This window comes from Pseudomonas sp. NBRC 111123 (assembly GCF_001320205.1).
Classification (GTDB): domain Bacteria; phylum Pseudomonadota; class Gammaproteobacteria; order Pseudomonadales; family Pseudomonadaceae; genus Aquipseudomonas; species Aquipseudomonas putida_J.
On the sequence record NZ_BCAZ01000052.1, the window covers coordinates 22,546 to 40,842 of the forward strand.

General features: G+C 62.8%; 13 protein-coding genes. 5 read left to right on the top strand and 8 right to left on the bottom strand.

Annotation, left to right across the window (positions count from 1 at the left end; genetic code table 11):
* Window positions 1-13 precede the first annotated feature (13 nt).
* The gene (locus tag APH27_RS21665) at window positions 14-1,258 is read left to right on the top strand and encodes a putative porin (protein WP_027918704.1); all 1,245 of its coding nucleotides are present in this window, start codon (window positions 14-16) and stop codon (window positions 1,256-1,258) included.
* A gap of 203 nt (window positions 1,259-1,461) precedes the next feature.
* On the opposite strand, the gene APH27_RS21670 is transcribed toward APH27_RS21665, so the two are convergent.
* Together APH27_RS21670 and hrpA are read right to left on the bottom strand one after the other, a co-directional pair.
* Window positions 1,462-2,583 (bottom strand): beta-ketoacyl-ACP synthase III, encoded by a 1,122-nt coding sequence (locus APH27_RS21670; RefSeq protein ID WP_060485880.1) that lies wholly within the window; start codon window positions 2,581-2,583, stop codon window positions 1,462-1,464.
* Window positions 2,584-2,799: 216 nt separating this feature from the next.
* Window positions 2,800-6,705, bottom strand: coding sequence for an ATP-dependent RNA helicase HrpA (gene hrpA, locus APH27_RS21675; protein ID WP_060485881.1), 3,906 nt, complete (start codon window positions 6,703-6,705; stop codon window positions 2,800-2,802).
* A 532-nt stretch (window positions 6,706-7,237) separates the two neighbouring features.
* Between hrpA and APH27_RS21680 the strand changes: the two genes are divergently transcribed.
* Entirely contained in the window at window positions 7,238-8,602 is a 1,365-nt protein-coding gene (locus APH27_RS21680) for a glutamine synthetase family protein (RefSeq protein ID WP_060485887.1), read from the top strand.
* A 29-nt stretch (window positions 8,603-8,631) separates the two neighbouring features.
* Window positions 8,632-9,939: an FAD-binding oxidoreductase gene (locus APH27_RS21685; protein WP_060485882.1), complete on the top strand. Its 1,308-nt coding sequence runs from the start codon at window positions 8,632-8,634 to the stop codon at window positions 9,937-9,939.
* Window positions 9,940-10,046: 107 nt separating this feature from the next.
* Here APH27_RS21685 and fadD1 read toward each other — a convergent pair whose 3' ends face one another.
* Both fadD1 and fadD2 read right to left on the bottom strand, forming a co-directional pair.
* The gene (gene fadD1 / locus APH27_RS21690) at window positions 10,047-11,744 is read right to left on the bottom strand and encodes a long-chain-fatty-acid--CoA ligase FadD1 (RefSeq protein WP_027918699.1); all 1,698 of its coding nucleotides are present in this window, start codon (window positions 11,742-11,744) and stop codon (window positions 10,047-10,049) included.
* A gap of 357 nt (window positions 11,745-12,101) precedes the next feature.
* Complete coding sequence (fadD2, locus tag APH27_RS21695; protein ID WP_027918698.1) at window positions 12,102-13,790, bottom strand: long-chain-fatty-acid--CoA ligase FadD2; 1,689 nt, start codon at window positions 13,788-13,790, stop codon at window positions 12,102-12,104.
* 210 nt (window positions 13,791-14,000) lie between these two features.
* On the opposite strand from fadD2, the gene APH27_RS21700 reads away from it, so the two are divergent.
* The gene (locus APH27_RS21700; RefSeq protein ID WP_060485883.1) at window positions 14,001-14,945 is read left to right on the top strand and encodes an alpha/beta hydrolase; all 945 of its coding nucleotides are present in this window, start codon (window positions 14,001-14,003) and stop codon (window positions 14,943-14,945) included.
* 33 nt (window positions 14,946-14,978) lie between these two features.
* On the top strand, window positions 14,979-15,449 hold the full coding sequence (locus tag APH27_RS21705; RefSeq protein WP_027918696.1) for a MaoC family dehydratase: 471 nt from the start codon (window positions 14,979-14,981) through the stop codon (window positions 15,447-15,449).
* Between the two features lie 116 nt (window positions 15,450-15,565).
* On the opposite strand, the gene APH27_RS21710 is transcribed toward APH27_RS21705, so the two are convergent.
* The 4 genes from APH27_RS21710 to APH27_RS21725 are packed head-to-tail and all read right to left on the bottom strand — an operon-like array spanning window position 15,566 to window position 18,124.
* Complete coding sequence (locus APH27_RS21710; RefSeq protein WP_060485884.1) at window positions 15,566-16,804, bottom strand: RNA polymerase sigma factor; 1,239 nt, start codon at window positions 16,802-16,804, stop codon at window positions 15,566-15,568.
* Window positions 16,804-17,289, bottom strand: a complete 486-nt coding sequence (locus APH27_RS21715; protein ID WP_060485885.1) for an SRPBCC family protein — start codon at window positions 17,287-17,289, stop codon at window positions 16,804-16,806. The genes APH27_RS21710 and APH27_RS21715 overlap by 1 nt, the downstream gene beginning before the upstream one ends.
* Window positions 17,290-17,310: 21 nt before the next feature.
* The gene (locus tag APH27_RS21720) at window positions 17,311-17,655 is read right to left on the bottom strand and encodes a YciI family protein (protein ID WP_027918693.1); all 345 of its coding nucleotides are present in this window, start codon (window positions 17,653-17,655) and stop codon (window positions 17,311-17,313) included.
* 43 nt (window positions 17,656-17,698) lie between these two features.
* Window positions 17,699-18,124, bottom strand: a complete 426-nt coding sequence (locus APH27_RS21725) for a nuclear transport factor 2 family protein (RefSeq protein WP_060485886.1) — start codon at window positions 18,122-18,124, stop codon at window positions 17,699-17,701.
* Between the last annotated feature and the right edge of the window lie 173 nt (window positions 18,125-18,297).

Here is an 18,297-nt window from a genome sequence, read left to right on the forward strand (position 1 = left end):
TAGGGAGAACCTTATGCGTCTTGTTTCTACACTTACCGGAGTGAGCCTCACCGGCATGATGCTGGCTCTGAGTACTCCGGCCAGTGCGGCCGTCGACGCCAAGCTGCTCGAAATGCTCCGCGCCAATGGCTCGATCAACCAGGCGCAGTACAACGAACTCCAAGGCGACCTGGCAAAAGAAACCAAGGAAAAGGCCGACCAGAAAGCTCAGTCCGAACGTATGAGCGCTTTCGAACAAAAAGTGGCATGGGCCGCCAAGACCCAGATCAAGGGTGATGTGCGCCTGCGTTACGAAGACGTCAACGTCGACAACCCGATCTCCCGCAGTGGCAACCAGGACCGCGAGCGCGTGCGTGCCCGTGTCGGCTTCTACAGCGAGATCAACCCGCAGGTCGACGCCGGCGTGCGTGTGGCCACCGGTAGCAGCGCCGATGCCCGCTCGACCAACCAGAGCCTGGACAACTACTTCGAAAAGAAATCGCTGTGGGTCGACCTGGCCTACCTCGACTGGCACCCGACTGCCGTACCGAACCTGCACTTGATCGGCGGCAAGATGATGCAGCCATGGGTGAGCATGGGCGACATCATCTGGGACAGCGACATCAACCCGGAAGGCGTGGCTGTCACCTACAAGACCAACGCCGGCCCGGCCGAAGTGTTCGGCAGCATCGGCCACTACAACCTGAAAGACAACGTCGACGGCGACGGTGTTCAGTTCAAGCATGACGCTCAACTGTACGCTGCCCAGCTGGGTACCAAGTTCAACGCGGCTGACACCGTCAAGGTCACCGTCGGTGCCAGCCTCTATGGCTACGACAACGACAAGGCCTCGGCGGCGCTGCGTTCGCTGGGCAACACCACCGACGAGTTCAACCTGGTAGAAGGCTTCGGTCAGCTCGACTTCACCGGCTTCGCCATCCCGCTGTCGGCTTACGGCCAGTACGTCAAGAACACCGAAAGCACCGATGGCAAGGACACCGCCTGGCTGGCGGGCCTGAAGTCGAAGATCGGTGCCTGGAGCCTGGACTACAACTACCGCGACGTACAACGTAACGGCGTGGTCAGCCTGTTCACCGACTCTGACTTCGGTAACGGCTTCACCGGTTCCCGCGGTCACAAGTTCAAGGTCGGTTACGAAATCGACAAGAACTTCGCCCTCGGCGCGGCCTACATGATGGCCAAGACCGACTACTCCAACCTGCCGAACAGCAATGCTGACGTAGACACCCTGCAGGTGGACCTGGAAGCCAAGTTCTAAGCTAGCAAACTCCTCTGCTTCACGCTGAGGCGGGAAATGCCGACCCCATCCGGTATTTCCCGCCTTTTTTTACCTGCCAGAAATGCACCCGGCCCCTTCGCGGGTTAACCCGCTCCCACAGGTACTCCACAGGACTTGTTAACCGTGGCGTACCTGTGGGAGCGGGTTTACCCGCGAAGAGGCCGGTACAGTCTCTACAAAACTCAGCGCTTGCGCAGAATCACGCTACCAATCGAATAACCTGCACCAAACGAACTCAGCACACCCAACGAACCCTTGGCCAAGTCATCCTGGTACAGGTGGAAGGCAATCACCGACCCCGCCGAACTGGTGTTGGCATAGCGATCCAGAATCACCGGTGCCTCTTCCTCGTTCACTTCACGCCCCATCAGCTTCTTGACGATCAGGTGGTTCATGCTCAGGTTGGCCTGGTGCAGCCAGAAGCGTTTGACGTCGGACGGCTGCAGGCCATTCTCGCCCAGGTGCTTGCCGATCAGCTCGGCAACCATCGGGCAGACTTCCTTGAACACCTTGCGGCCTTCTTGCACGAACAACTTGTCGCGGGCCCCAATGCCCTCTTCCGCCGCGCGGTTGAGGAAGCCGAAGTTGTTGCGGATATTGTTGGAGAACGCGGTTTTGAGCTTGGTGCCGACGATGTCGAACTGGTGCGCCGAGGTGGCCTTGTCAGCACGTTCTACCAGCACCGCAGTGGCGGCGTCACCGAAGATGAAGTGGCTGTCGCGATCGCGAAAGTTCAGGTGCCCGGTACAGATCTCCGGGCTCACCACCAGCAGTGCCCGGGCCTGGCCCAGTTGCACGCTGTTGGCAGCGGTCTGGATGCCGAAGGTGGCCGACGAGCAGGCCACGTTCATGTCGAAGGCAAAACCCTCGATGCCCAGCGCCTGCTGCACTTCGATGGCGATGGCCGGGTAAGGACGCTGCAGGTTGGAGCAGGCGACGATCACCCCATCGACATCCGCCGGGGTACGGCCCGCGCGTTCCAACGCCTGGCGCGCAGCGGCCACGCCCATTTCGCAGAGGATCGACTGCTCGTCGTTGGAACGCTCCGGCAGGCGTGGCTTCATGCGTTGCGGGTCGAGGATGCCGGCCTTGTCCATGACGAAACGGCTCTTGATACCCGAGGCCTTTTCGATGAAGGCAGCATCGGACACGGGGGCTGCTTCGATTTCGCCACGCTCGATGGCGGCGGCATTGTCCTGGTTGTACTGCTGCGACCAGGCATTGAAGGAGGCCACCAGTTCTTCGTTGGAAATGCTCTGGGCCGGGGTATACAGGCCGGTGCCGCTGATCACGACGTTATGCACGATCGATCCTCTGCTCAAAGGCCATCGCCACGGGGCGCTGGCTGGGAATGTGACAGAATAATGGCACTTTAGTACCAATTTCTCGGCGAGGGTTGCGCCCTCGATCGCGGATGAATCTGCGCCTACAGGACGGTGCAATCCCCGTAGGAGCGGATTCATCCGCGATGGGCCGCAAAGCGGCCCAAATTGCATCAATATTGCCACATCTGCGGAAGTTTATCCTTCCACCAGGCTCCACTGCTTGCTCAATCTCTTGTCAGAAATAGGCACCTTGGTGCCCAACTGCTGGGCAAACAGCGACACCCGATACTCCTCCAGCAACCAGCGATACAAGGTCAGCGCTTCATCGCGCTTGCCCTCCTGGGCATGCTTGTCGGCCCGTGCCTTGTACTGCGCCCACAGGTTGCCCAGCTCGCCGCTCCAGACCCGGTCCTTCTGCACCTGAGCACCCAGCTTCTCGAGGCGCAATTCCACCGCCTTGAGGTAGCGCGGCAGCTCCTTGAACCAGGCTGCCGGCGTCTCGCGCACGAAGCCTGGGTACACCAGGTTGGCCAGCTGTTGCTTGATGTCGTTCAGCGCCACCGCCTGGCTCAGGTCGATCTTGCCCTTGAAGCGCTTCTGCAAACCGTGCCACAGCTTGAGCACTTCCAGGGTCTGGCGGGCCAGGCGCTCGGCATGCTCAGCCCAGCTGCCGCGTTTGCGCTCAGCCAGCCCTGCCAGCGCCGCACCGTCACGCGGCAACGTCGCTTCGCCGTCAAGGATGCAGCTGTCCAGACTCGCCAGCAGAATGTCCTCGACCAGCGCCTCGATGCGGCCCAGTTCGCGGTACAGCAGGCCCAGCTCGGTCAGCCCCGGCAGCTTGCCGCGCAGGAACTTGGCAGGCTCCGCCAACTGCTGCAGCAACAGGCGCTGCAAGGCGCGGCGGTGCTGAAACTCGGCTTCTGCCTGGGTCGAGAAACGGCCTTCACGCACGGTGCCGTTCTCTTCCACCAATGCAGGGTAAACGGTCATCGACAGGCCAGCGATTTTTTGCTGGGCGGTCTGTTTGACCTCGCTGAAGGCCTTGGCTTGTACCGGTTGCTCGCCCTTCTCGGTACGTGGCACGGCCAAAGCGGCCTGGCTGGCAGCGGCAAAGCGGGCGGTCAGTTCGGCCAGGTCGCGGCCTTCACCAAGAAACTTGCCCTGGCCATCGACCACTTCGATGTTCATGCGCAGGTGGCCTTCGACCAGGTTGACCGACTCGGCCCAGGCCTCATCGCTCACCCGCGCGCCGGTCATGCGCAACAGCTCCTGGCCCAGCGCCTGGGGCAGCGCGCCCTGGCCGAAGGTCATCCGCGCCAGCGAGGCCTTGACGAAATCGGGCACCGGCACAAAGTTCTTGCGCAGGGCCTTGGGCAGGTTACGTACCAGCGCCACGCACTTGGCTTCCAGCAAGCCAGGTACCAGCCACTCCAGCCGTTCGCCCGGCAGGCTCGGCAACAGCGGCGCCGGTACCCGCACGGTTACACCGTCACGCGGGTGGCCCGGCTCGAAGTGGTAGGTCAGCGGCAAGCGCAGTTCACCGACTTGCATGCTGTCAGGGTACTGCGCCGCAGTGACTTCGCTGGCCTCGCGGGCCAACACGTCTTCCTCGCGCATGATCAGCAGATTCGGGTCCTTCTGGCTGGTCATGCGGTACCAGGCATCGAAGGTCGCGGTCTGGTGGATTTCCGCCGGCAAGCGTGCTTCGTAAAACGCGTACAGGGTTTCTTCATCGGCGAGAATGTCGCGCCGACGGGCCTTGGCTTCCAGCTCATCGAGCGCTTCGAGCAGGCGTTTGTTCGCGGCCAGGCACTTGGCACGTGACTGGATTTCACCGCCAACCAGGCCCTCGCGAATGAACAGTTCACGCGAGGTGACCGGGTCGATCGGGCCAAAGTGCACCGGGCGGCGGCCGACCAGGATCAGGCCATACAAAGTGATCTGCTCATAGGCCACCACCTGCCCGCGCTTCTTCTCCCAGTGCGGCTCGAAGTGGTTCTTCTTGATCAGGTGGGAAGCCAACGGCTCGATCCAGTCAGGCTCGATCTTGGCAACCATGCGCGCATACAGCTTGGTGGTCTCCACCAGTTCGGCCGCCATCACCCACTGCGGGCGCTTGCGGCCAATGCCGGAAGACGGATGCACCCAGAAGCGCCGCTGGCGGGCCCCCTGGTAATCGCCCTCTTCGGTCTTTTGGCCGATCTGGCTGAGCAGGCCGCTGAGGATCGCCTTGTGCACTTTCTGGTAGTCGGACGGTTCCTTGTTGACCGGTAACTGCAGCTCGCGGCAGATCAGCGACAACTGGCGATGGGCGTCGCGCCACTCGCGCAGGCGCAGGTAGTTCAGGAAGTTCTTGCGGCACCAGTTGCGCAGGGGGCTGGCCGTCAGTGCCTGGCGCTGCTCTTCGAAGCCCCTCCACAAATTGACCAGCGCGGCAAAGTCGGTATCGGCGTCCTTCCACTGCGCATGTGCCTGATCGGCGGCCTGCTGGCGCTCTGGCGGGCGCTCGCGCGGGTCCTGTACAGACAGGGCGCTGGTGACGATCAGCACTTCCTGCAGGCTGCCCTGACGCGCACCTTCGAGCAGCATGCGGCCCAAGCGAGGGTCAATCGGCAGGCGCGCCAGCTGGCGGCCGATCGGCGTCAGCTGGTTCTCGCGGTTGACCGCCGAGAGTTCCTGCAGCAGGTTGAAGCCGTCGCTGATGGCCTTGCCATCCGGCGGCTCGATGAACGGGAAAGCGTCGATTGCACCCAGGCGCAGGTGCAGCATCTGCAGGATCACCGCTGCCAGGTTGGTGCGCAGGATCTCGGGGTCGGTGAAGGCCGGACGGCCATTGAAGTCTTCTTCACTGTACAGCCGAATGCAGATACCCGGCTCGACCCGGCCGCAACGGCCCTTGCGCTGGTTGGCACTGGCCTGCGAAACGGCCTCGATCGGCAGGCGCTGGACCTTGGCGCGGTAGCTGTAACGGCTGATGCGCGCGGTGCCGGTGTCGATCACGTAACGGATGCCGGGCACGGTCAGCGAGGTTTCCGCAACGTTGGTGGCCAGCACCACCCGGCGCCCGGTGTGCGACTGGAAAATGCGCTGCTGCTCGGCCGGCGACAGGCGTGCGTACAGCGGCAGGATCTCGGTATGGCGCAACTGCGCCTTGCGCAGGATCTCTGCGGCATCACGGATTTCCCGCTCGCCTGGGAGAAACACCAGCACATCGCCGGGGCCTTTGCCCACGCTGCGCTCGTGCTGGGCGATTTCGTCGAGGGTGGCCAGTATCGCCTGGTCGACGGTAAGGTCGTCCTCGACCTGGTTGCCCTCCTCGTCCTGTTCGCTGGTCAGCGGCCGGTACCAGGTTTCCACCGGGAAAGTACGGCCGGACACCTCGATGATCGGGGCATTGTCGAAGTGCTTGGAAAAACGCTCCAGGTCGATGGTCGCCGAGGTGATGATCAGCTTCAGGTCCGGACGGCGGTGCAGCAGCGTCTTCAGGTAACCGAGCAGGAAGTCGATGTTCAGGCTGCGTTCGTGGGCTTCGTCGACGATGATCGTGTCGTAGCGCTCGAGAAAGCGGTCGTGCTGGGTTTCGGCCAGGAGGATGCCGTCGGTCATCAGTTTGACCAGGGTGTTGGCATCGCTCTGGTCTTCGAAACGCACCTGGTAGCCGACCAGCCCGCCCAGCGGCGTGCCGAGTTCTTCGGCAACCCGGGCGGCGACACTGCGCGCGGCAATCCGCCGTGGCTGGGTATGGGCGATCAGGCCATGGCTGCCGCGGCCCAGTTCCAGGCAGATCTTCGGTAACTGGGTGGTCTTGCCAGAACCGGTTTCGCCAGCGATCACCAGTACCTGGTGTTCTGCCAGGGCCTTCTTGATTTCATCACGCTTGGCGGCGATCGGCAGGCTGTCGTCGTAGCGGATCTGCGGCACGCTGTTCTGACGCGCGGTGACCTGGGCGCAGGATGCCTGGACCTTTTCCACCCACTGCGCCAGCTTGGCCTCGTCGGGGCGCTTGCGCAGTTCATGCAGTTGACGGCGCAGGCGATGACGCTCGGCAATCATGGCGTGGTCGAGGTTTTGCAGCAGTTTGTCGATGGCTTGGTCAGTCATGGGGCTTTTTAGTGATGCAGGTGGGCCTGCTTTTTCATGATCGGCATTCGAAGGATGCGCGATTGTCGCAGATTTGCCGGTTCTCTGCTGCCTGTGCCGGCGCTTTCGCGGGTAAACCCGCTCCCACAGGAACCGCAGTGGAATCAGATTTCAGGGAATGCTGTGGGAGCGGGTTCACCCGCGAAGAGGCCAGTCCAGACAGTACATATGTTTAGCCAAGTCCGATGTGAAGGTTGCCATTCACTGCTTTAATCAACCTTAAGCCGCATGTGAGTATCAAAGGCATGACTCCCGCCCAGACCATCGCCCCACCGTCGTCCCGCCCTTCGCCAGCGAAGGCCCGGTCCCACGCCGGTGAAAATCCGCTGGTCCATATCATCCTCGCCTTCTGGGCCCTGTGGCACTGCCGCCACGCGCGCCCCCCGGATTCTTCGCTCACGCCTTTGTGACCCGACTCGGCCCCAGCCCGGCCGTCTGACTCAAGTGGACCGCGCCTGCGCGCAGGTCCCGTGCGCCTGTGAGCGAACCCATCATGCACTTTGCACCTGTAGAGCACGCCAGCCGTTTCCTGGCAGATAACCCCGATATCGAACTGTTCGAACTGTTCATCCTCGACGCCAACGGTGTGCCACGTGGCAAGCTGCTGCACCGCGACGAACTGCTGGCGGTCTACCAGAGCGGGCGCCCGCTGCCCAGCACCATCCTGGGCCTGACCCTCAATGGCGACGACGTGGAAAACTCCGGCCTGGTCTGGGATGTCGGTGACATCGACTGCCGCGCCTACCCACTGGATGGCAGCCTGGTCCGCCTGCCGTGGCGGCGGGTGCCGACTGCAGCAGTGCAGGTCAGCATGCACCCGAGCGAGGGCCTGCCGGCCAGCGTTGCCGACCCGCGCCATGTGCTGCTGCGCACCATCGAGGCGCTCAAGGCTGACGGTTACCACCCGGTGATGGCCTGCGAGCTGGAGTTCTACCTGCTCGACCACAAACGCGATGCCCAGGGCCGCCCGCAACCGGCACTGGACAACGACGGCGGGCGCCCTCGCAGCACCCAGGTCTATGGCCTGCGTGAGCTGGAACAGATCGAACCGTTCCTCGCCGACCTCTACGCTGCCTGCAAGGCCCAGGGTATCCCTGCTCGCACGGCGATCTCCGAGTACGCCCCGGGCCAGGTGGAAATCACCCTGGAACATGGCGATGCGCTGGAAGCGATGGACCAGGCCGTGCGCTACAAACGCCTGGTCAAGGGCGTGGCCCATGCCCATGGCATGCAGGCCTGCTTCATGGCCAAGCCGTTCGCGCAACTGGCCGGCACCGGCATGCACATGCACCTGAGCCTGGCCGACAGCGCCGGCCACAACCTGTTCGCCAGCGAAGACAAGGCTGGCACCCCACTGCTGCGCCAGGCTGTTGCCGGCATGCTGCGCCACCTGCGTGACTCGCTGCTGCTGTTCTGCCCCAACGCCAACTCGTTCCGCCGCTTCCAGGCCAACAGCTATGCGCCATTGGCGCCGACCTGGGGTGTCGACAACCGCACCGTCAGCCTGCGCGTGCCCGGCGGCCCGGCCAACAGCCGGCATGTCGAGCACCGCATCTGTGGCGCCGATGCCAACCCATACCTGGCTGCCGCCGCCATTCTGGCCGCCTGCCATCGCGGCATCCGCGAGCAGCTGGACCCCGGTGCACCGGTAGAAGGCAACGGCTATGCCCAGGCCACCGAGCACCTGCCCACCGACTGGCTGACCGCACTCGATGCGCTGGAGCGTTCGCACTGGGCGCGGGAGGCGCTCGGCGAAGCGTTTGTCGGCGTCTTCCTCAAGGTCAAGCGCGCCGAGTACCGCCAGTTCATGGCCGAAGTCAGCGAACAGGACTGGCGCTGGTACCTGCACCAAGCCTGAGCCTTACCCATCAAGAACAAGGAACACCCATGAACGCAGCATTGCACAACGGCCCGGCCCTGCGCGCGCCGTCCTATTACAGCGCCTCGCTGAACGACCATACAGAGTACCCGCAGCTCAAGGGCACGGTGCAGGTCGACGTGGCAATCATCGGCGGTGGTTTCACCGGTGTGGCCACTGCGGTGGAGCTGGCCGAGCGCGGCTTGAAGGTGGCGATCGTCGAGACCAACCGGATTGGCTGGGGCGCCAGCGGCCGCAACGGCGGCCAGGTCACCGGCAGCCTGTCGGGGGACGAAGCCATGCGCACGCAGATGCGCAACCACCTGGGCGCCGAGGTCGATGATTTCATCTGGCACCTGCGCTGGCGTGGGCACCAGGTCATCGAGCAACGCATCGAGCGCTATGGCATCGACTGCGACCTCAAGCGCGGCCATCTGCATGCTGCGATGAAACCTTCGCACATGGAGGAGCTGCGTAGCTTCCAGGCCGAGGCCGAACGCCGTGGCTTGGGCGACCAGGTGCAACTGCTCGACCGCAATGGCGTCGCCGAGCACCTGCAGAGCCCGCTGTACCTGGGCGCACTGAAGAACCTGCGCAACCTGCACCTGCACCCGCTCAACCTGTGCCTGGGCGAGGCCCGCGCCGCCCACAGCCTGGGTGCGCTGATTTTCGAGAACTCCGAGGTGCTGGACATCGTCCACGGCCCACGCCCGGCAGTCGTTACCGCCCACGGCCGGGTCGAAGCGCGCCAGGTGATGCTGGCCGGCGACGTCTACCACAAGCTGGAAAAGCGCCAGCTCAAGGGCAAGATCTTTCCGGCCATGGGCGGCATCGTCACCACTGCCCCGCTGGGCGAACTGGCGGAGCAGATCAACCCGCAGGACCTGGCGGTGTACGACTGCCGCTTCGTCCTCGACTACTACCGCCTGACGGCCGACAAGCGTTTGCTGTTTGGCGGCGGCGCCAATTACTCGGGCAAGGATTCGCGTGATATCGAAGGCGAGCTGCGCCCGTGTATCGAACGCACCTTCCCGGCGCTCAAGGGCGTGCCGATCGAGTTCCAGTGGAGCTGCGCGATGGGCATCGTGGTCAACCGCATTCCGCAACTGGGCAAGCTGTCGGACAACGTGTGGTACTGCCAGGGCTATTCCGGGCACGGCATCGCCACCAGCCACATCATGGGCGAGATCATGGCCGAGGCACTGACCGGAACGCTGGAGAAGTTCGACACCTTCGCGCAGTGCAAGCACGTACGTGTGCCGATGGGGGACTTGCTGGGCAACCCGCTGCTGGCGGCGGGGATGTGGTACTACCAGATGCTAGAAAAACTGCGCTGATTGCACTGGCCTCTTCGCGGGTAAACCCGCTCCTACAGGTTTTGTACAACCCTGCAGGAGCGGGTTTACCCGCGAAGAGGCCGGTGAAATCATTAGAGATCTGAAGATCAAGCGATCTTCTTCAAGCCCTGCTTCTTCAGCTCTTCATCGCGCAGTTCACGGCGCAGGATCTTGCCGACGTTGGTGGTCGGCAGCGCATCGCGGAACTCGATGTACCGCGGCACCTTGTAGCCAGTGACGTTGGCACGCATGTGCTCCATCACCTGCTCCTTGGTCACGGTCATGCCCGGCTTGACCACGATGAACACCTTGATCACTTCACCCGACTTCTCGTCCGGCACACCGATGGCTGCGCACTGCAGCACACCCGGCAAGCCGGCGAGCACATCTTCCAGCTCATTGGGGTACACGTTGAAGCCCGAGACCAGGATCATGTCCTTCTTGCGGTCGACGATGCGCATGTAGCCATCTGGTTGGATCAGCGCGATGTCGCCGGTCTTCAGCCAGCCGTCGCTGTCGAGGATCTCGCGGGTGGCGTCTTCACGCTGCCAGTAGCCCTTCATGACTTGCGGGCCCTTGACGCACAGCTCGCCGGTTTCGCCCAGCGCCAGCTCGTTGCCGGCGTCGTCGATGACCTTGCACAGGGTGGATGGCACCGGGATGCCGATGGTACCCACCTGGTTCGCCTCGGCCGGGTTCACCGCCGCCACCGGGCTGGTCTCGGTCATGCCATAGCCTTCGCAGATGGCGCAGCCGGTAACGCTCTTCCAGCGCTCGGCCACGCTCAGCTGCAAGGCCATGCCACCGGACAGGGTGATCTTCAGCGCCGAGAAGTCCAGGGCGCGGAATGCCTCGTTGTTGCACAGCGCAACGAACAACGTATTGAGGCCGACGAAACCGCTGAACTTCCACTTGCCCAGCTCCTTGACCATTGCTGGCAGGTCGCGTGGGTTGCTGATAAGCACGTTGTGGTTGCCGATCAGCATCATCGCCATGCAATGGAAGGTGAAGGCATAGATGTGGTAAAGCGGCAGCGGAGTGATCAGGATCTCGCAACCTTCATGCAGGTTGGAGCCCATCAGCGCCCGGCACTGCAGCATGTTGGCCACCAGGTTGCGGTGGGTCAGCATCGCCCCCTTGGCCACGCCGGTGGTGCCGCCGGTGTACTGCAGCACGGCCACGTCATTGGCTTGCGGGTTGGCTTCGGTGACCGGCTGGCCCTTGCCCAGCGCGAGGGTATCGTTGAAGCGCACGGCGCGCGGCAGGTTGTAGGCCGGCACCATCTTCTTCACGTACTTGATCACGCTGTTGATCAGCAGGCGCTTGAGCGGTGGCAGCAAGTCGGCCACCTCGGTGACGATGACGTGCTTCACCTGGGTCTTGGGCACCACCTTCTCGGCCAGGTGCGCCATGTTGGCCAGGCATACCAAGGCCTTGGCACCGGAGTCGTTGAACTGGTGCTCCATTTCCCGCACGGTATACAGCGGATTGGTGTTGACCACGATCAGGCCGGCGCGCATGGCACCAAATACGGCTACAGGGTATTGCAGGACATTGGGCAGCTGGACGGCAATACGGTCACCCGGCTTGAGGTCGGTGTGCTGCTGCAGCCAGGCCGCAAAAGCGCCTGACAGCGCATAGAGCTCGCCGTAGGTGATGGTCTTGCCCAGGTTGCTAAAGGCCGGTTTATTGGCAAAGCGTTGGCAGGATTGCTTGAGTACCGCCTGGATATTGGGGAATTCGTCAGGATTGATTTCCGCCGTAATCCCGGCTGGGTATTTATCCTTCCAAAAATTTTCGATCATGGAAGCCCACTCCTTCAGCAACAGCGAAGTTCGATTCACGCGTCGATGCGTTTATTATTGATATGTGATGAGGGTTCGTTGCAAACCTGATCATCTGAAAGCGGCCCGAGAGTAACAGCTTTAAATGGGGTCGCCTAGGGGCCAAGAACGGCCTCTCAGTCACAAAAATGACTCAATGAACTATATAGGTCATTTTTAGAGTAATTGACCAAAATGTCGCAAATCGGGCCGTAAGCAGCCTGTTAGAGCACTTTCAAAGCATTCGCGGGCAAGCCCGCTCGCACAGTTACCGCACATTCATCAGGCATGTGCAGCGGCTGTGGGAGCGGGCTTGCCCGCGAAGAAGCACATTCCGGATCAGGCTATGTCGCGCAACTCTCGCCGCAGGATCTTGCCCACTGGGGTCATCGGCAGCGACTCGCGCACCACGATGTGCTTGGGTACTTTGTAGCCGGTAAAGTTGGCCTTGCAGTAGGCCTTCAGCTCATCGACGTTCACCCCACCCTCACGCGCTACCACGAACAGCTTCACCGCCTCCCCCGTACGCTCGTCCGGCACGCCGATGGCCGCGCAGCTGGCAACCTGCGGATGCCCCATCACCACATCCTCGATTTCGTTGGGGTACACATTGAAGCCAGAGACGATGATCATGTCCTTCTTGCGGTCGACAATGCGGGTGAAACCGTCCGGGTCGATCACCGCGATATCGCCAGTCTTGAACCAGCCCTCGGCATCCAGCGCCTGGGCCGTGGCCTCCGGCTGCTGCCAGTAGCCTTTCATCACCTGCGGCCCCTTGATGCACAACTCGCCGCGCTCACCCAGTGGCTGCTCGTTGCCGTCATCATCGATGACCTTGAATGCCGTGCCCGCCACCGGAATGCCCACGGTGCCCAGCCGCGCGAGCTGGCCGTAGGGGTTGGTGCTGGCCACCGGCGAAGTCTCGGTCAGGCCGTAGCCCTCGACGATGCGGCAACCGGTGAGTTGCTCCCAACGCTCGGCAGTGGCCTTGACCAGCGCCGTGCCGCCAGAGTTGGTTACTTTCAGCGCCGAAAAGTCCAGCTGACGGAAGCCTGGGTGGTCCATCAGCGCGACGAACAAGGTGTTCAACCCCAACAACGCCGAAAAACGCCACTTGCCCAACTCCTTGATGAAGCCCGGGATGTCGCGCGGGTTGGTGATCAGCACGTTGTGGTTGCCGGTGACCATCATGCACATGCAGTTCGCGGTAAAGGCATAGATGTGGTACAGCGGCAGCGGCGCAATCATCACTTCCTGGCCTTCCTTGATCAGCCGCTGCCCATCCGGGCCGTGCTGGGAGAAGCACGCCAGCACCTGCAGCATGTTGGCCACCAGGTTGCCGTGCGTGAGCATGGCGCCCTTGGCCAGGCCCGTGGTGCCGCCGGTGTACTGCAGCACGGCGATGTCATCGAGGGTGAGTGGCACCGGTTTGTGCGTCAGGCTGCGGCCTTCGCGCAGTACCTGCTTGAACGGGATGGCCTGGGGCAGATGATAGGCCGGGACCATTTTTTTCAGCTTGTCGACCACGGTATTGACCAGCCAGCCCTTGGCTGCGGGCAACAAGTCGCCCATCTTCGCTTCGATCAGGTACTCAATACCGGTATCTGGCAGCACTTCCTGCACGCGCTTGCCGAACATGTTCAGGTACACCAGGGCGCGAGCGCCGGCATCCTTGAACTGGTGACGCATCTCGCGCTCGGTATACAGCGGGTTGGTGTTGACCACGATCAGCCCGGCGCGCAGGGCGCCGAACACGGCAATGGGGTACTGCAGGACGTTGGGCATCTGCACTGCGATGCGATCACCCGGCTTGAGGTCGGTGTGCTGCTGCAGCCAGGCGGCGAAGGCCGCCGAATGGCGCTCGAGTTCGGCGTAGTTCAGGGTCACGCCGAGGTTGCTGAACGCCGGGCGCTCGGCAAAGCGCTTGCAGGAGCGCTCGAACACCTCGACGACCGAAGCGTATGCGTGGATGTCGATGGAGGAAGGCACGCCCTCGGGGCGTTTGTCATTCCAGAAGTCGGCTTGCATTTATTATTGTTCCTCTGCCTGAGCTCGCACTGATTCCTTGTCCCGTTTGCCTGGAGGCAAAAAGGCGTTGAACCGACGTTAGCAGGTAAGCCTGAGGTGGCATATATGCCAAGTGCCGCCATTAACATTGTGAATCTTATTTGTGCCCTTCCTGCAATCCGGGCGGTTATGCATACACTGTGCGGGTAACCATCGCGCAAAGGATTCGCCATGCCCCATGACGCCTTCTGGCTACCCGCCAGCGAGCATTGCAGCCTGTACGTGCACCAATGGCTACCGGCCACACCGGTCAAGGCCGTGGTGCTGCTGGCCCATGGCATGGCCGAGCACGCCGGGCGCTACCAGCACCTGGGCCACGCCCTCTGCGATGCCGGCTACGCCCTGCTGGCGCCCGACCTGCGCGGTCACGGCCGCACCGCCGAACTGGGCAGCCTGGGCCTGTTCGCCCGGCACCATGGCTGGAATGCCGTGGTCAACGACCTTGGCCTGCTGGCCCAGCACATCGGCCAGCAGTTTCCCGGCACCCCGCTGTTCCTGTTCGGCCACAGCATGGGCAGCTACATCGCACAGGCCTACCTCACGCACCACAGCGCGAGCCTGCAGGGGGCGGTTCTCAGTGGTTCCAACTACCAGCCCGCCGCGCTGTATCGGGCGGCCCGCCTGATTGCGCGCCTGGAAGCCTGGCGCCAGGGGCCACTGGGCAAAAGCGCCTTGATCGAATGGCTGTCGTTCGGCTCGTTCAACAGCGCCTTCAAGCCCAACCGCACGGCGTTCGACTGGCTCAGCCGTGACCCGGCGCAAGTGGACCAGTACGTCAACGATCCGCTGTGCGGCTTTCGCTGCAGCAACCAGCTGTGGCTCGACCTGCTGCAGGGGCTGACGCAAATCAGCCAGGCGCGTAACCTCGCACAGATCGATCCGAACCTGCCGCTGCTGGTGATCGGTGGCGAATGTGATCCGGTGAGTGCCGGCAAGCGTCTCACCCATCTGGCCGACGCCCTGCGCGCGACCGGCAATCGACATGTACAGCTGCGCGTCTATCCTGAGGCGCGGCATGAAGTGCTAAACGAAATCAATCGGGACGAGGTCACCGCCGATATCCTCGCATGGCTTGAGCAGGCGCTGGCCCTTGGCCGCCCTGCTCGCAATGAATGATATCGGCCTCGTCCGCCTATCAAGGAAACGCCAATGACCCAGGTCACCAACACGCCTTACGAAGCTTTGGAAGTCGGCCAGAAAGCCAGTTACGAAAAGTCTGTCGAAGAACGCGACATCCAGCTGTTCGCCGCGATGTCCGGTGACCACAACCCCGTGCACCTGGATGCCGAATTTGCCGCCAAGAGCATGTTCAAGGAACGTATCGCCCACGGCATGTTCAGCGGTGCGCTGATCAGCGCTGCAGTGGCCTGCACCCTGCCTGGCCCTGGCACCATCTACCTGGGCCAGAAAATGAGCTTCCAGAAGCCGGTGAAAATCGGCGACACCCTGACCGTGCGCCTGGAAATCCTCGAGAAGCTGCCCAAGTTCAAGGTGCGTATCGCCACCAATGTGTACAACCAGAACGATGAGCTGGTAGTCGAGGGCGAGGCCGAGATCCTCGCACCGCGCAAACAGCAGACCGTCGAACTGGTATCCCCACCGAACTTCGTCGCCAGCTGATATCGGTGCTGGATTCTTCGCGGGCAAGCCCGCCCTCACAAGGAATGCACCGCCTTCACAGGCTTGCACTGCCCCCTGTGGGAGCGGGTTTACCCGCGAAGAGGCCGGCCAGGCCATCACATCAGTTCGCGTAATCGCCTTTCGATATGCCGCCGCTCCGGCGCCTGGCAGGTCAACTCCAGCGCCTTTTCCCAGGCCACCCGCGCCTCCCCGACATTCCCCAACTCTTGATGCAACTGCGCCCGCGCCGCATGCGCCAGGTGATAGTCGCGCAACGCTCCGCCTGCCAGAATCGCCTCCACTGCCACCAGCCCAGCCTGCGCCCCGTCACGCTTGGCCAGCGCCACCGCCCGGTTAAGCGCCACAACGGCGGACGGCCAGTGCCTTTGCAGCACATCGTACAGCCCGACGATCTCCGCCCAATCTGTCTCTTGCGCCGTCGCCGCCTCGGCATGCACCGCCGCGATCGCCGCCTGCACGGTGTAGGCACCAAAAGCCCGGCTGGCCAACGCCAGGCGCACCAGTTCACAGCCTTCGGCAATCTGCTCGCGGTCCCACAGGCTGCGGTCCTGCTGATCGAGCAGCACCAGGTTGCCTTCGGCATCGCTGCGCGCGCGCTGCCGCGATGCCTGTAGCAGCATCAGCGCCAGCAGGCCGACGGCTTCAGCGTCTGGCAGTAGTTGCACCAGCAGGCGCCCGAGGCGGATCGCCTCGTCGCTCAGCGCCTGCTGCAGCAACGCCTCGCCCGAAGACGCCGAATAGCCTTCATTGAACACCAGATAGATCACCCGCAACACACTCTCCAGGCGCTCGGGCAACTCGTGCAGCTCGGGGACCTGATAAGGAATGCCGGCGTCGCGGATCTTGGCCTTGGCCCGCACGATACGCTGGGCAATGGTCGCCGGGCTTTGCAGAAACGCACGGGCGATCTGCTCGGTGGTCAGGTCGCAGACTTCGCGCAGGGTCAGCGGCACCTGGGCATCGGCGGCCAGGGCCGGGTGGCAACACGTGAAGATCAGCCGCAGGCGGTCGTCAGCGAGCAGCTCTTCTTCACTGGGGTCTTGCCCCTGGCCTTCGATCAGCATGATCAGGTCGGCCTGGGAGCGGTCGAAACGGGCACGCCGGCGCAATGCATCAATGGCCTTGAAGCGCCCGGTAGAGACCAGCCAGGCGCGAGGGTTGCCAGGGATGCCATCGCGCTGCCAGCGCTCGACGGCGATGAAAAAGGCATCGTGCATGGCCTCCTCGGCCAGGTCGAAATCCCCCAGCAGGCGGATCAAGGTCGCCAGGATGCGCCGCGAATCACGCCGGTACACCGCTTCGACTTCGCCACGCACCTGCGCCAGCTCTGCCATCAGTCAGGCATCCGCTGAGTCACCACCTCCACCAGGCGGTCCAGGCTTTCTCCCCAGCCCTGATGGAAGCCCATTTCTTCATGGGCGCGGCTGTCGGCTGCATTCCAATGCCAGGCACGGGCGGTGTAGCGGGTCTTGCCGTTTTCTTCGTCAAAGCTGATCACTGCAGTCATGAAGGCCTTGCCCGACGGCACCCAACCCGGCCCGAAGGCATCGGTGAACACCAGCCGACGCGGGGCGGCAATTTCCAGAAATACCCCCTGGGTCGGGTACTCGGAGCCATCCGGGGCACGCATGAGCGTACGGAATAGGCCCCCGACCCACAGTTGCATCTCGCATTCAGGGGTGGTCATGCCGTGTGGCCCCCACCACTGCATCAGCCACTCGGGCTCTGTCCAGGCACGGAAAACCTTGGCAGGTGGGGCATCGATCAAGCGGCTGATCGACAGCTCGTGCTGCGCAGGCGCGGGTTGGGCAAGGGTCATTCTTGTTGTTCTCCGTTGCTGTCAGGGTTGCAGTTCGCGCACTGGCCGCACTTCCACGCTGCCGACCCGCGCAGCCGGTATGCCCTTGGCGATGTTCAGCGCCTCGTTGAGGTCACGGGCATCGACCAGGTAAAAACCGGCGAGCTGCTCTTTCGTTTCGGCAAACGGGCCATCGGTGATGCTCATTCGCCCTGCGCGCATGCGCACGGTGGTGGCGGTTTGCACGGTCTTCAGCGCTTCTGCTGCAATGATGCGCCCGCAGCTCTGCAGCGATTCGGCGTAGGCCATGCATTCGGCGTCTTCCGGGCTGTCGGGCAGGCTGTGCAGCAGCCCTTCGTCACAATAGACCAGGCATAGGTATTTCATGGTCGTCTCCAGGCGTTGGCAACGTGCATTTGGCGATAGCCGATCAAGGCTTGAGATCGAACAGTGCTTTCTGGGTTTGCATGTCGAACGGTGCCGACCAATGCTCGTGGATCACCTGCCACTGGCCGCCAGACTTGCGGTAACCGACGGTGGCACGGATGAAACCGCACTGGCTCTCGTCATCCCCAGGGCCGCAGCGGTTCAGCCAGTGCGCCAGGCCCAGCTCGCCGTCCGCGTGCACGGTCAGTTGGGCGAGTTCGAAGACCATGGGGCCAGGGCACATGTTCATGCACATTTCCCAGTGCGCCTGGTAGGCGGCCCGGCCCTTGAACTGAAGCGACTGGATGGCATCGAAGGCGACGATGTCTTCGGCGTAGGGTGCGGTGATGGCGGGGATGTCACGGTCGCGTACGGCCTGCATCCAGCGGTCGATAAGCTGACGGATTTCGTTTTCGGCTGCCGCGTTCATCGGGTGTTCCTCCGATCATTCATGAGCATTTCGGTACAGGGTTGGCTTGTACCTTCAGCTCATGGTCGAACGGTAATCGGATAAATCGACAGGGCTTACCAATGTTTTTCTTGAGAGGCGCATGCCTTGATTGCAGTGGCGCCTGTGAAATCGCGCGCCGCCCGCGCGGCGCA

What these genes read in the sequence shown, in the direction of transcription:
- APH27_RS21720 (WP_027918693.1), bottom strand. Translation starts at nt 17,655, where the DNA reads ATGAAATACCTATGCCTGGTCTATTGTGACGAAGGGCTGCTGCACAGC.
- APH27_RS21715 (WP_060485885.1), bottom strand. Translation starts at nt 17,289, where the DNA reads ATGACCCTTGCCCAACCCGCGCCTGCGCAGCACGAGCTGTCGATCAGC.
- fadD2 (WP_027918698.1), bottom strand. Translation starts at nt 13,790, where the DNA reads ATGCAAGCCGACTTCTGGAATGACAAACGCCCCGAGGGCGTGCCTTCC.
- APH27_RS21725 (WP_060485886.1), bottom strand. Translation starts at nt 18,124, where the DNA reads ATGAACGCGGCAGCCGAAAACGAAATCCGTCAGCTTATCGACCGCTGG.
- APH27_RS21680 (WP_060485887.1), top strand. Translation starts at nt 7,238, where the DNA reads ATGCACTTTGCACCTGTAGAGCACGCCAGCCGTTTCCTGGCAGATAAC.
- APH27_RS21705 (WP_027918696.1), top strand. Translation starts at nt 14,979, where the DNA reads ATGACCCAGGTCACCAACACGCCTTACGAAGCTTTGGAAGTCGGCCAG.
- APH27_RS21685 (WP_060485882.1), top strand. Translation starts at nt 8,632, where the DNA reads ATGAACGCAGCATTGCACAACGGCCCGGCCCTGCGCGCGCCGTCCTAT.
- fadD1 (WP_027918699.1), bottom strand. Translation starts at nt 11,744, where the DNA reads ATGATCGAAAATTTTTGGAAGGATAAATACCCAGCCGGGATTACGGCG.
- APH27_RS21665 (WP_027918704.1), top strand. Translation starts at nt 14, where the DNA reads ATGCGTCTTGTTTCTACACTTACCGGAGTGAGCCTCACCGGCATGATG.
- hrpA (WP_060485881.1), bottom strand. Translation starts at nt 6,705, where the DNA reads ATGACTGACCAAGCCATCGACAAACTGCTGCAAAACCTCGACCACGCC.
- APH27_RS21700 (WP_060485883.1), top strand. Translation starts at nt 14,001, where the DNA reads ATGCCCCATGACGCCTTCTGGCTACCCGCCAGCGAGCATTGCAGCCTG.
- APH27_RS21710 (WP_060485884.1), bottom strand. Translation starts at nt 16,804, where the DNA reads ATGGCAGAGCTGGCGCAGGTGCGTGGCGAAGTCGAAGCGGTGTACCGG.